The sequence below is a fragment of the Rhodoplanes elegans genome, assembly GCF_016653355.1.
Lineage (GTDB): Bacteria > Pseudomonadota > Alphaproteobacteria > Rhizobiales > Xanthobacteraceae > Rhodoplanes > Rhodoplanes elegans.
In genome coordinates this window covers 1-12741 of sequence record NZ_NHSK01000209.1, presented here as the reverse complement: position 1 = coordinate 12741, position 12741 = coordinate 1, and the positions used below count along the sequence as shown (strand labels likewise).

General features: G+C 71.2%; 9 protein-coding genes and 1 pseudogene. 4 read left to right on the top strand and 6 right to left on the bottom strand.

Features of this window, described 5'->3' with window-relative positions; translation table 11 throughout:
- A pseudogene (locus CCR97_RS24385) lies at nt 1-488 on the bottom strand (extensin family protein); the annotation flags it as partial.
- A gap of 208 nt (nt 489-696) precedes the next feature.
- On the opposite strand from CCR97_RS24385, the gene CCR97_RS24380 reads away from it, so the two are divergent.
- The 4 genes from CCR97_RS24380 to CCR97_RS24365 all read left to right on the top strand — a co-directional run bounded on the left by CCR97_RS24380 (nt 697) and on the right by CCR97_RS24365 (nt 3528).
- Entirely contained in the window at nt 697-1995 is a 1299-nt protein-coding gene (locus CCR97_RS24380) for an amidase (RefSeq protein ID WP_245429099.1), read from the top strand.
- An 86-nt stretch (nt 1996-2081) separates the two neighbouring features.
- Nucleotides 2082-2486 (top strand): protease inhibitor I42 family protein, encoded by a 405-nt coding sequence (locus CCR97_RS24375; RefSeq protein ID WP_111359225.1) that lies wholly within the window; start codon nt 2082-2084, stop codon nt 2484-2486.
- Nucleotides 2487-2528: 42 nt separating this feature from the next.
- Nucleotides 2529-2702, top strand: a complete 174-nt coding sequence (locus CCR97_RS24370) for a hypothetical protein (protein ID WP_170145982.1) — start codon at nt 2529-2531, stop codon at nt 2700-2702.
- A gap of 223 nt (nt 2703-2925) precedes the next feature.
- Nucleotides 2926-3528, top strand: a complete 603-nt coding sequence (locus CCR97_RS24365) for a cysteine hydrolase family protein (protein WP_111359224.1) — start codon at nt 2926-2928, stop codon at nt 3526-3528.
- Here CCR97_RS24365 and CCR97_RS24360 read toward each other — a convergent pair.
- The 5 genes from CCR97_RS24360 to CCR97_RS24340 all read right to left on the bottom strand — a co-directional run bounded on the left by CCR97_RS24360 (nt 3453) and on the right by CCR97_RS24340 (nt 12468).
- Entirely contained in the window at nt 3453-4256 is an 804-nt protein-coding gene (locus tag CCR97_RS24360; RefSeq protein WP_245429096.1) for an endonuclease/exonuclease/phosphatase family protein, read from the bottom strand. The two genes, CCR97_RS24365 and CCR97_RS24360, sit on opposite strands and share 76 nt — an antisense overlap.
- Nucleotides 4253-6412: a VTT domain-containing protein gene (locus CCR97_RS24355; protein WP_146618865.1), complete on the bottom strand. Its 2160-nt coding sequence runs from the start codon at nt 6410-6412 to the stop codon at nt 4253-4255. Before CCR97_RS24355 ends, CCR97_RS24360 begins: the two co-directional genes overlap by 4 nt.
- A gap of 299 nt (nt 6413-6711) precedes the next feature.
- Nucleotides 6712-10467 (bottom strand): methionine synthase, encoded by a 3756-nt coding sequence (gene metH, locus CCR97_RS24350; RefSeq protein WP_111356198.1) that lies wholly within the window; start codon nt 10465-10467, stop codon nt 6712-6714.
- 61 nt (nt 10468-10528) lie between these two features.
- On the bottom strand, nt 10529-11473 hold the full coding sequence (metF, locus tag CCR97_RS24345) for a methylenetetrahydrofolate reductase [NAD(P)H] (RefSeq protein ID WP_111356197.1): 945 nt from the start codon (nt 11471-11473) through the stop codon (nt 10529-10531).
- A complete protein-coding gene (locus tag CCR97_RS24340; RefSeq protein ID WP_111356196.1) occupies nt 11473-12468 on the bottom strand; it encodes an ArsR/SmtB family transcription factor in 996 nt (331 codons plus the stop codon). The genes metF and CCR97_RS24340 overlap by 1 nt, the downstream gene beginning before the upstream one ends.
- Nucleotides 12469-12741 lie beyond the last annotated feature (273 nt).

The window sequence follows — 12741 nt, the reverse complement described above, 5'->3', positions numbered from 1 at the left end:
CCGGAGCCGTAGCCATTGCCGCCGTAGCCGCCGCCGTAGCCGCCGCTCCCGTAGCCGCTCGCCGGCCGGGTCTGCGGCGGCGGGCCGTCGGGGACGCGCAGATAGCCGGGCGGCGCGCCGAGCACGCGGCCGGCCGAGGTGCCCGACGCCGTCGACGACGCCGATGGCGAGGCGCGGGTGGGAGAGGACGTCGAGGCGCCGCGCGGAATTCCGCCGGGCGGGCGCAGCGGCTCGTCGGCCCAGCCGAGCGCCCCGCTCTCGCCGAGCGCCGCCACCTTCATGGGGAAGTCGGCGCCGCACATGCCGGGGCCGTCGATCGGCGACAGCAACGCCACGGCCGGCCCCTGCTTCACGGAGCCGGACTTCAGGCACTGAACCTCCGCCTCACGACGCCACGTCTCGCGCTGCCCCATGAAGTTGCGAGCGCATCCGGCGAGCGTGAGGAGAACGAGCGAGCCGACGAGATACCAACGAACGTCGCGCGTCATGGCGCGACTGTGCCGAGGAGTCCGTTAAGGAGCCCTCAACGTTACCCTACGGTTCCACCGTCGGTGCGGCTTGGCGGTCACGGCGTGGTGGTTTGGTTACCAAGTTCGCGTCCTCGCCGACGGCAATCTCGGACTTGATGAAGCCCGGCGGTTCGGCCTAATGGCGCCGGCTCACGATCCCCCCTCCCCCGCCTCCCAGGAGCATGCCGTGGCGAAGCCGCTGGTCGGTCCGTTGTCCGCTCTCGATCTCGCCCGGAAAATCGACGCCGGGGGGATCACGCCGGCCGGGGTGGTGGAGCTTTGTGCCGAGGCGATCGCGGCGCGGGAGCCCGAGGTCCGGGCCTTCGCGGCCCTCGACGTGGCACGCGCACGAGCGCGGGCCGAGGCGGCCGTGGCGATGCTCTCGGCGGCGCCGCTGCGCGGGTTGCCGGTCGGCGTGAAGGACATCTTCGACACCGCCGACCTGCCGACCGCCTACGGCTCGCCCGTCTATGCGGGCCACCGGCCGGCGGCCGATGCGGCGCTGGTGTCGATGCTGCGCCGGGCCGGCGGCCTCCTGCTCGGCAAGACCGTGACGACCCAGTTCGCCTTCATGGATGCCGGCGACACCCGCAACCCGCACGACCCGGCCCATACGCCGGGCGGCTCGTCGTCGGGCTCGGCCGCGGCCGTCGCGGCCGGAATGCTGCCGGTCGCGATCGGCACCCAGACCGGCGGCTCGGTGGTGCGGCCCGGCGCCTATTGCGGTGTCGCCGCCTACAAGCCGTCCTACCGGATGCTGCCGATGGTCGGCTGCAAATGCTTCTCGTGGTCGCTCGACACAGCCGGCCTGTTCGCCGCCGGCATCATCGACGTCGCCTTCGCGGCGGCGGCGCTGACCGGCCGCGATCTCCGCGTCGACCGCGTCGCGCCGGCGGCGCCGCGCATCGGCCTCGCCCGCACCCACATCTGGCCGGAGGCGAGCCCCGCCATGCAGGCGGCCGTCGAGCTGGCCGCGCGTCGCGCCCAGACGGCCGGCGCGACCGTGGTGGAGATCAAGCTGCCGCCCGTGTTCGAGGACGCGTTCCGGGCCCATGCCGCGATCCAGGATCACGAGGTCCACCGGGCGCTCGCCTACGAATACGACACCCACCGCGAGCGGCTCGGCCCGCATCTCAAGGCGCATCTCGCCGCGGCCGTCGACATCACGCCGGAGGCCTATGACGACGCCCGGCGGGTCGCCAAGCGGGCCCGCCACGCGCTCGCCGACCTGATGGGCGAGGTCGACGTGCTGCTCACCCCGTCGGCCCCCGGCGCGGCGCCGCGCGGGCTCGAATCCACCGGACAGTCGATTTTCAACAGAATGTGGACGCTGATGGGCACGCCGTGCATCAATGTTCCGGGGGTGTACGACGAATCGGGGCTGCCGCTCGGCGTCCAGGTGGTCGGCCGGTTCGGCCGCGACCGCGCCGCGCTGGAGGCGGCCCTGTTCGTCGAGCGTGCCGTCGCCCCCGCATCGGGGGCCTGAGCGGACGCGGTCGGGGCGTCCGCCGACGGTCCCGGTGCGGCCCGCTCGTCCCGGCGTTCGCCGGGCGCACCGACGAGACCGATTTCATGTGCGTCCCCTTTCCGCGACCGTTTGCGATTGCGACCGCCCTCGCCGCGTTTCTGATCATCGTCCCGGGGTGCTCGCGCCCTGCCGCGGCCCAGTCCCGCACCGCCTCGGCGCCCCTGACCCTCGCGGTCGGCGAGACCTCGACCATCTCGCTCGAGGAGAACGTCACGACCGGCTTCGCATGGCGCTACGATGCGGCGGCGAGCCGGGACGCCGCCTGCGTCACGCTCACGGATCTGGGCCACGCCGCACGGGCCGGCGATCCGGCGATCGGCGCCTTCGGGCTGCGCCGATGGAAGCTGGTCGGCGCCGGCCGCGGCCGCGCCGAGCTGCGCTTCCTCTACCAGCGGCCGTGGGAGCAGAAGCCGGTGCGCGAGCACACGATCATCGTGGATGTTCGTTGAAGAATTCCACAAGTTGAAAAATCCGATCGACTGCAGCGCGAGATGATGTTGCGCTGCGGAATTGTTTCCGACTTCAGAACGCTATGCGGTTGTGCTAGTGTTCCGGCCGTTCAACGTCCCGAGGAGACGATCTTGGTTTATTCGATCGACCTGAACCGCGTGGCGATCTACGTCGTGTTCGGTTTCGTCACCGCCATCGTGTTGGGTGCGTTCTGATCGGATAGGACGCTCACCGCAGGCGGGCCAAGCCGAGAAGGCAACGCCGAACGAAACCCCGCCGAGGCTCCCCGCAGGGACACCGGAGAACCCGTTCTCCGGTGTTTTGTTTTATCCGGACGGTCGCACGCCTCGGCGACGGCTTGTTTCGGCGCACCACGCCGAGGCACGCTGCCGGGGACGCGAGTCACACCGGCCTTCTGGTCCCTCCGGAGCTTTCAGAATGTCCCCCAAAACACTGCTCGAGCTCGCCGGCGTCGCGATACGGCCGCCGCGCCTCGCCGACACGGTGCTGGTCGTGATCGACGCCCAGCAGGAGTATGTCGACGGCCTGCTGCCGCTGCCGGGCGTCGACGCGGCGCTGGACGAGATCGGCCGCCTGCTCGAGCGCGCCCGCCGGCTCGAGACGCCGGTGATCCACATCGTGCATCACGGCCGCACCGATGCCGGCCCGTTCGCGCCGGGCTCGCCCGGCGTCGAGATCGCCTCGCAGGCGGCGCCCGCTCCGGGCGAGCCGGTGGTGACCAAGAGCCTACCCAACGCCTTCGCCTCGACCGATCTCGCCGATCGCCTGCACGCCCTGCACCGCTCCTCGCTGGTGCTCGCCGGCTTCATGACGCACATGTGCATCGAGGCGACGGCGCGCGGCGCGCTCGATCTCGGGCTGCAGGCCACCGTGGTGGCGAACGCGACGGCGACGCGCGACCTGCGCGACCCGCTGAGCGGCGCCGTCATCCCGGCCGCCGACGTTCACCGCAACGCGCTCGCCGCGCTCGCCGACCGCTTCGCGACGATCGTCGCGTCGTGCGACCGGCTGGCCGACTGAGGCCCGCCGGGGGATCGGGCGACCGGCACGGCGACCACGTCGGCGATCACCGGCAGATGGTCCGAGAGGCGGGCGGCGGCCGGATCCGTGAAGCCCTGCACCAGCGCCGCCGCCGGCCGGCAATAGATGCGGTCGAGCCGGAACAGCGGAAAGCCGGACGGGAAGGTGCGGAAGCGCGTGCGCCCCGGACAGGCGCCGCGCAGGACGGCCCGCACCGAGCCGGCGAACAGCCAGTCGTTGAAGTCGCCGACCACGACCGTGGTCTGCGGCCCGCCGTCGATCAGCTGAAGGAGCGCCCGCGCCTGGGTGCGACGCTCGCCGAAGGAGAGGCCGAGATGCGTCGCGATCACCCGTGCCGGCCCGTCCGGCGTGTCGATGTCGGCGACGATGGCGCGGCGCGGCTCGCGCTCCGGATAGGAGATGTCGTGCACGTCGCTGTGGCGCGGCTTCCACCGAGACAGCAACATTTGACCATAGGCGCCATCGGCCGTGACGATCGTCTTGGCGCCGAGTCCCCAATGCCCGAGCCGGCGCTCGATCACGGAGAAGGTCTCGGTGTCGGCCGTGTGCGGGCGGCGCGAGTCGACCTCCTGCAAGGCGACGATGTCGGGGTCGTGGTGCTCGATCAGCTCGAGCACACGGGCGAGATCGAAACGCGGGTTGCGGCCGAGCGCGCCGTGGATGTTCCACGTCATCACCCGGAACGTCCCGGGCGGCTTGACCGTCACGGCTCGCGGCTCCCGCGCCGGGTGGCGAAGCGCTGCAGGGCGAAGGCGACGCCGATCCAGACGGCGAGCAGCGCCGCCGCCACGGCGATGCGGCCCGGCGTCGGATCCTTGACGACCGCGAGGAGCTGATCGCCGAACGCCGACATCGCGACGATGCCGGGCGCCAGCCCGAGCGCGGTGCCGCCGATGAAGTCGACGAAGCGCACGCCGCCGGCACCGGCGAGCAGGTTGATCACCGCGAAGGGAGCGATCGGCAGCACCCGGATGGTGGCGACGGCGAGCACGCCGCGGCGGACGATCTCGCGCCGGATCGTGTTCACGCGGGGCCCGAGCAGCCCGACCAGCGGCTTGTGACCGAGCCGCGCCCCGATGGCGAAGCCGACCGTGGCGGAGACCAGCGTCCCGATCGCCGCATAGACGAGGCCGAGCCAGCCGCCGAACACCATCGCCGTGGCGGCGATCAGCACCGTCACGGGAAAGCCGACGAGGCCCGCCGCCACGTAGAGGCCGGTGACGGCGACCGGCGTCCACACGCCGCCGAGCCCGCCCAGAATCTCCCGCACGCGCTCGATGTCGGCATAGGCGGCGAGCGGGCCGTAGCGCCAGGCGAGCAGGATCGCGAGCAGCACCAGCACGACCGCGCCGGCCTTGACGGCGCCGGGCAGCCGCCGCGCTCGCGTCGGCCCCATCACATGCGCCGTCACCGCCTCGACCGAGATCGGCTTCTCGGGATCGGCGAGCGGCTCGATGGTGCCGGCGAGCACGCCGGTCGGCTCCTCCGGATCGCTGACCGGGCAGAGCCGATGGCCCTGGCCCGACAGCGTCTCGGCGGTGCGCACCAGCGAGCCGGTGCGCACCAGCGCGTCGGCGACCGCCTGCTCGGGCACGCCGCAATGATCGGCGATCAGCCGGTTGCGGATGCGGGTGACGGCACGCCGCTCGGCCTCGCTCGCGGCCTCGAGCGCCACGTCGCACTCGGCGTCGGCGCCCATCGAGCGATTGTTGAGATTGGCCGACCCGACCCGCAGGAACCGGTCGTCGATCACCATCACCTTCGAATGCACCATGGTGTCGGCGACGTGCTCGCCGTCGCGCACCTGCGGGAAGAGAAAGCGCGCCCGCGCCGCGACGCCGGCGTCCTCCAGGATGCGGCGGAAGCGCGCCCGGCCGGCATGCATGGTGTTGGCCTCGATCCAGGAGTGATACTGGCGCGGCGTCACCACCACGAGCTCGAGCGCCGGCACGGCGCGCATGCGCCCGGCGATCCGCTCGGCGATCACGGTCGAGGTGACGAACTGGTTCTCGATGTAGATGCTGCGGCGCGCCGCGTCGATGCTGTCGAGATACAGCGCCTCGACCTCGCGCACCTCGGGGTCGGCGTCGTCGCAGCACGGCACCGTCCGGGCGATGGCGAGCCGGGTGTCGCGCACGTCGGGCGCGACGCCGTCCGGCCACGGATCGTGCGCCGCATCGTGATCAGAATCGGTCGTCGGCGCGATCGTCTCCAGCGTCTCGCCGGTGGCGCGCCGCCAGCGCGTCTTCGCCACCTCGCCGAGCGCACGGGCCGCCGCGCCGTCGGTGACCATCTGCACGTCGTGGAACGGCGGATAGGGCACGCCGTCCGGATCGACCCGGTCGGGATCGCAGGGATGATGGTCGCAGCGGTCCCAGCGGCGGATCGTCAGGTCGATGCCGCCCGAGAACGCGACGGCGTCGTCGACCAGCACGATCTTCTGGTGCTGCGACGAGCCGAAGGGCAGCCGGTCGTCGAGGCGCAGGATCACCTGGGGCGGCGTCTTCTGGTCGATCGCGACGGTCGGGAACCACTCGCGCTCGGCCGCGAACAGCACCGAGTAGTTCCACAGAAGCAGCCGGATGGTGAGCTCGGGCCGGCGCGCCGCGAGCGCGGCGAGAAAGTCCACCAGCGTCTCGGGCAGGTCGTCGACGGGCGCGTCGGGACCGGCCGGCAGGCAGCGCGGCAGCCGCGTCCGGCTGTGGATGTCCCAGCCCACCACCAGCACCGAATGCCGGGCGCGCAGCAGCGACTGGCGCAGCGCCGAGAAGTACGTCCCGGCATCGATCAGCACGGCGACGCGATGCGCCGGCTCGATGCGCCAGACGTTGCGTCCGGGGCGCAGGATGCGGTCGGTGGTCACGGGGAGCACGTCAACTTGCATTCGGGGGTCGGGTTCCGCAGGCGCTTCGGGTCTGCCGCGACAACGCACGAGGCGGCGTTTGGTGCCGGGGTCCGGCGTGCGGGTGGGATGTGGATCCCTCTCCCCGCGCGCGGGGAGACGGTGGCTCGCCGCGCAGCGGCGAGTCGGGTGAGGGGGCGCTTCCCCGAAGCCGAGACTCGCGGAGGCGCCCCCTCACCCGACATTCGCGCCAAACGCGCGAACGTCGACCTCTCCGCGCGTCCGGGGAGAGGTGACGCGCTGCGTTCGCCGAGATCGCCCTACTCCGCCGCCACGGACGCCGCCTGCGCCTCGTCCGACAACGACCGCGGGTCGTAGTTGAGGATCGGGGCGAGCCAGCGCTCGGCCTCGCCGACGCTCCAGCCCTTGCGGGCCGCGTAGTCCTCGACCTGATCGCGCTCGATCTTGCCGACGCCGAAGTAGTGCGCCTCGGGATGGCTGAAATAGAGCCCCGACACCGAGGCGCCCGGCCACATGGCGAAGCTCTCGGTGAGCTTCACGCCGATGTCCTCGCCGCCCAAGAGGCCGAACAGCGTCCCCTTCTCGGTGTGGTCGGGCTGCGCCGGATAGCCCGGCGCCGGCCGGATGCCGCGGTACTTCTCGGCGATCAGATCCTCGGGCGCGAGATGCTCGTCCGCGGCGTAGCCCCAAAACTCGCGGCGCACGCGCTCGTGCATGCGCTCGGCGAAGGCCTCGGCCAGACGATCGGCCAGCGCCTTGACCATGATGGACGAGTAGTCGTCGTTGGCGCCCTTGAACCGGTCGGCGATCGCGTCCTCGCCGAGCCCCGCCGTGACGATGAAACCGCCGACGTGATCGGCGAGCCCGCTCGCGACCGGCGCGACGAAGTCGGCGAGCGCCACGTTGGCGCGGCCCTCGCGCCGGGTGAGCTGCTGGCGCAGCGTGTGCAGCACGCCGAGCCGCTCGCGCCGCGTCTCGTCCGTGTAGAGGACGATGTCGTCGCCCTCCGTCGCCGCCGGCCAGAAGCCGACCACGGCCGCCGCCTGGAACCAGTTCTCCCGCCGGATCGTCTCCAGCATCATCTGGGCATCGGCGAAGAGGGCGCGCGCTGCCTCGCCGACCACCTCGTCCTTGAAAATCGCCGGATACTTGCCGGTCAGCTCCCAGGTCGAGAAGAACGGCGACCAGTCGATGTAGGGGATCAGCTCGGCGATGTCGTAGGTTTCGAACACGCGCCGGCCGACGAAGCTCGGCCGCGGCGGCTGGTAGGCGCCCGACCAGTCGAGCGTCAGCGCGTTCTTGCGCGCCGCCGCCAGCGTGAGCCGCTTCTTCTGCTCCTCGCCGCGCGCATGCGCGGCCGAGAGCTTGGCGTATTCGCGCCGGATCTCGTCGATATAGGCGACCTTGTCCTTGGAGAGCAGCGACGCCATCACGCCGACGGCGCGGCTCGCGTCGTTGACGTAGACGGCCTGTCCGCGCCGGTAGTTCGGATCGATTTTCACGGCCGTGTGGACGCGGCTCGTCGTCGCGCCGCCGATCAGCAGCGGCACGTCGAAGCCCTGGCGCTCCATCTCGGCGGCGACGTGGCACATCTCGTCGAGCGACGGCGTGATCAGGCCCGACAGGCCGACGATGTCGGCCTGCTCGGCCTTGGCGGCCTCGAGGATCTTCGCGGCCGGCACCATCACGCCGAGGTCGACCACCTCGTAGTTGTTGCACTGGAGCACGACGCCGACGATGTTCTTGCCGATGTCGTGGACGTCGCCCTTCACGGTCGCGAGCACGATCTTGCCGGCCGCGCTCTTGCCCGTGTCGCCGCTCCGCGCCTTCTCCTCCTCCATGAACGGCATCAGCCAGGCGACCGCCTGCTTCATCACGCGGGCCGACTTGACCACCTGCGGCAGGAACATCTTTCCCGCGCCGAACAGGTCGCCGACCACGTTCATGCCGGCCATCAGCGGGCCTTCGATCACGTCGAGCGGGCGCGTCGAGGCGAGCCGCGCCTCCTCCACGTCCTGCGCGATGAAATCCGTGATGCCGTGGACGAGCGCGTGCGACAGGCGCTTCTCGACCGGCCAGGAGCGCCATTCGAGCACCGCCTCGGTCGTCTCGCGGGTCTGGCCGCGCCAACGCTCGGCGACCGCCAGCAGCCGCTCGCCGGCGTCCTTGCGGCGCGCCAGGATCACGTCCTCGCAGGCCTCGCGCAGCTCGGGATCGAGATCGTCGTACACGGCCATCTGGCCGGCATTGACGATGCCCATGTCCATGCCGGCCTGGATGGCGTGATAGAGGAACACCGAGTGCATCGCCTCGCGCACCGGCTCGTTGCCGCGGAACGAGAACGACAGGTTGGAGACGCCGCCGGACACGTGCGCGCCCGGCAGGTTCTGGCGGATCCACCGCGTCGCCTCGATGAAGGCGAGGCCGTAGCCGTCGTGCTCCTCGATGCCGGTCGCCACCGCGAAGACGTTCGGGTCGAACACGATGTCCTCGGGCGGGAAGCCGACCTGGTCGACGAGAATATCGTAGGCGCGCTTGCAGATCGCGATCTTGCGCTCGACCGTGTCGGCCTGGCCCTGCTCGTCGAACGCCATCACGACGGCCGCGGCGCCGTAGCGCCGCACGAGGCGGGCCTGGCGCACGAACGCCTCCTCGCCCTCCTTCATCGAGATCGAGTTGACGATCGGCTTGCCCTGGATGCACTTCAGGCCGGCCTCGATCACGTCGAACTTGGAGGAGTCGACCATCACCGGGACCTTGGCGATGTCCGGCTCGGAGGCGACCAGATTGAGGAAGGTCGTCATCGCCGCGACGGCGTCGAGCAGGCCCTCGTCCATGTTGACGTCGATGACCTGTGCGCCGTTCTCGACCTGATCACGTGCGACCGACAACGCGGCGGCGTAGTCACCGGCCTTGATCAGCTTGCGAAACTTGGCCGAGCCCGTGACGTTCGTCCGCTCGCCGACGTTGACGAAGGGGATCTCCGGCGTGAGCGTGAACGGCTCGAGACCCGCCAGCCTCAGAAAGGGCTTCGGCTGCGCCACCTCCCGGGGCCGCTTGCCGTCGACGGCCTTGGCGATCGCGCGGATGTGGGCCGGCGTCGTGCCGCAGCAGCCGCCGACCACGTTGACGAGGCCCGCATCGGCGAACTCGGCCAGGAGGCCGGCCATGAACTCCGGGCTCTCGTCGTAGAGGCCGAACTCGTTCGGCAGGCCGGCGTTCGGATAGGCGCACACGAGCGTGTCGGCGACGCGCGACAGCTCGGCGATGTGTGCGCGCATCTCCTTGGCGCCGAGCGCGCAGTTGAGCCCGATGGTGAGCGGCCGCGCGTGCCGCAGCGCGTTCCAGAACGCCTCCGGGGTCTGGCCCGAGAGGGTGCGACCCGACATGTCCGTGATGGTGCCGGAGATCATCACCGGCACCGAGCGGCCGAGCTCCTCCAAGACCTCCTCGATGGCGAACACGGCCGCCTTGGCGTTGAGCGTGTCGAACACGGTCTCGATCAGCAGGAGGTCGGCGCCGCCGGCGAGGAGCCCCCTCACCTGCTCGGCGTACGCGACGCGCAGCTCGTCGAACGTGATGGCGCGGAAGCTCGGGTTCGACACGTCGGGCGAGATCGAGGCGGTGCGGTTGGTCGGGCCGATCGCGCCGGCGACGAAGCGGCGGCGGCCGTCCTCCTTCTCGGCGATCACGGCGGCCTCGCGGGCGAGCCGCGCGCCCGCCTCGTTCAGCTCGAAGGCGATCGCCTCCAGCCCGTAGTCGGCCTGCGCGATGGTGGTCGAGGAGAACGTGTTGGTCTCGACGATGTCGGCGCCGGCGCGGAAATAGGCGAGATGGATGTCGCGCACCGCGTCCGGCTTGGTCAGCACCAGGAGGTCGTTGTTGCCGCGCAGATCGTGCGGGAAGTCGGCGAAGCGCTCGCCCCGGAAGGCGGCCTCGTCGAGCTTCAGCTCTTGGATCTGCGTCCCCATGGCGCCGTCGAGCACCAGGATTTTTTCACGCGCCAACGCCCGCAGGGCGATCTCGGTCTCGGACGGAGCAAGGGGCTTGGTCATATCGGTTCCGATCACGTCGATCTTGTTGTCGTCCCCCCTCCGAGGGGAGACGAGAAGAGCCTCACGCCGCCGCCTCGGCGGCCGCGGCCGGCACGGCCGCCGGCGGACGCAGGCCGAGGAGGTGGCAGACCGCGTAGACGAGGTCGGCGCGGTTCATCGTGTAGAAATGGAACTCGGTGACGCCGCGGTCGACGAGATCGAGCACCTGCTCGGCCGCGACCGCGGCCGCGATCAGCTTGCGGGTCGCCGGATCGTCGTCGAGCCCGTCGAAGCGGTCGGCGAGCCAGCCCGGGATCGAGGCGCCCGCCTTGCCGGCGAACGACCGGGCGAGCTTGAAGTTCTGAACGGGAAGGATGCCGGGCACGATCGGGATCGTGATGCCGCGGGCGCGGACGCGGTCGAGATAACGAAGGTAGAGATCGTTGTCGAAGAAGAACTGGGTGATGGCGCGGCTCGCCCCGGCGTCCACCTTGGCGGCCAGCATGTCGAGATCGACGGCGTCGGACGGGCTCTCCGGATGGCGCTCCGGATAGGCCGAGACCGACACCTCGATGTCGGTCTTCTCGGCTTCCGCCAGCCGCTTGATGCCGCCGACCAGATCGGCGGCGTTGACGTAGCCGCCCGGATGCGGCGCGTAGGCCGTGCCGATGCCGGCGACCGGATCGCCGCGCAGCGCCACGATGTGGCGCACGCCGGCGGCCAGATACTCGCGCACCACGTCGTCGACCTCGTCGCGGGTCGCGGCCACGCAGGTGAGATGCGCGGCCGGGGTCAGCGCCGTCTCGTCGAGGATGCGCTTGACGGTCGCGTGGGTGCGCTCGCGGGTCGAGCCGCCCGCCCCGTACGTGACGGAGACGAAGTCGGGGCGCAGCGGCGCCAGCCGCTCGATCGACTCCCAAAGAGTCTTCTCCATCTCCTCGGTCTTCGGCGGGAAGAACTCGAAGGAGACGCGCAGGCTCTCGCGGGAATGCGGCACGCGGCTCGCGCGCGGCTCGGACGGCGACATCAGGCGACCTCGCGGGTTTGCTCGGCGAGCGCGATGCGCGGATCGCGGCCGAGCCACAGGGTGACGGCGAGCCCTCCGTCCGGGCCGGGCCCGGGCGGCAGGACGCGGTGCAGGCCGGGCTCGAGGCCCGCCTGCTCCAGCCATTGGGTGATGGTCTCGCGCGAAAAGCCGAGACGCCGGTGGGCGTGCTGCTCGCGCAGGAACTCGAGATCGTGCGGGGCGAAGTCGACGACCAGCAGCTGCCCCTGCGGGCGCAGCACGCGCGCCGCCTCGCGGATGGCGCGGCCGCCGTCGTCCAGATAGTGCAGCACCTGGTGCAGAATCACGACATCGAAACTGTCGGGCGGCATGGCGAGGTCGAACAGGTCGCCGTGGCGCACCGAGCAGTGCTTCAGCCCGGCGCGGTCGAGCCGGGCGCGGGCGAGCGCCAGCATGTCGCGGGAGAGGTCGATGCCGAGCCCGCGCTCGAGTTCCGGGCCGAACAGCTCCAGCATCCGGCCCGTGCCGGTGCCGAGATCGAGCAGCGAGCGGAACGGCCGGCCGGCGAGCGCCTCGACGATCGCCTGCTCGACCGCCTCGTCGCTCGCATGCAGGCGGCGGATGCGGTCCCATTCGGCGGCGTGGCGGGTGAAGTAGTCCTGGGCGGCCTGGTTGCGGGCGGCCCGCACCGCAGCGAGCCGCTCGCGGTCGCGCCCGATGGTGCGGTCGGCCGGATCGAGCCGGGCCAGCAGCGCCCGCACCAGCGCGGCCGCCTCGCCCTGCTCGGCGGCGCGGAAGAAGGCCCACGATCCCTCGCGGAACCGCTCGACCAGCGAGGCTTCGGCCAACAGTTTGAGATGGCGCGAGATTCTGGGCTGAGACTGGCGCAGAATGTCGGTCAGGTCCGACACGGTCAGCTCGGATTCCGCCAGCAGCGCGAGGATGCGCAGGCGCGTCTCCTCGCCCGCCGCCTTCAAGGCGGCGTTGAGGGCGTCGAAGCTCAGGCGGTCGTCCATGCGGACACGGTCCTCGGCAGGTCGGGGGTAGCCCCTCGGGGCTGGGCGATCCTCTATGGCACGTTTCGCGATAGACATAAAGATATCTTTATGCCTTGAAGCCGGTTGTGGACGTTCGGTTCCCACCAGCGGGCCGCTGGCGCGTTCGAAAAGCCTCGGGACCTGCTAAAAATCCGGCAACGCGATCCACTGCACGGCGCCAGTGCGGTGCCCCGCGCGAACCGCCGACGCCGAGAGTTCCGCCCATGACAACCGTCTCCGACCGCCCCCTGC

Excerpts from the sequence above, each read along its gene's own strand:
- CCR97_RS24375 (WP_111359225.1), top strand. The coding sequence starts at position 2,082 with ATGTGCGTCCCCTTTCCGCGACCGTTTGCGATTGCGACCGCCCTCGCC.
- CCR97_RS24370 (WP_170145982.1), top strand. The coding sequence starts at position 2,529 with ATGATGTTGCGCTGCGGAATTGTTTCCGACTTCAGAACGCTATGCGGT.
- CCR97_RS24365 (WP_111359224.1), top strand. The coding sequence starts at position 2,926 with ATGTCCCCCAAAACACTGCTCGAGCTCGCCGGCGTCGCGATACGGCCG.
- metH (WP_111356198.1), bottom strand. The coding sequence starts at position 10,467 with ATGACCAAGCCCCTTGCTCCGTCCGAGACCGAGATCGCCCTGCGGGCG.
- metF (WP_111356197.1), bottom strand. The coding sequence starts at position 11,473 with ATGTCGCCGTCCGAGCCGCGCGCGAGCCGCGTGCCGCATTCCCGCGAG.
- CCR97_RS24340 (WP_111356196.1), bottom strand. The coding sequence starts at position 12,468 with ATGGACGACCGCCTGAGCTTCGACGCCCTCAACGCCGCCTTGAAGGCG.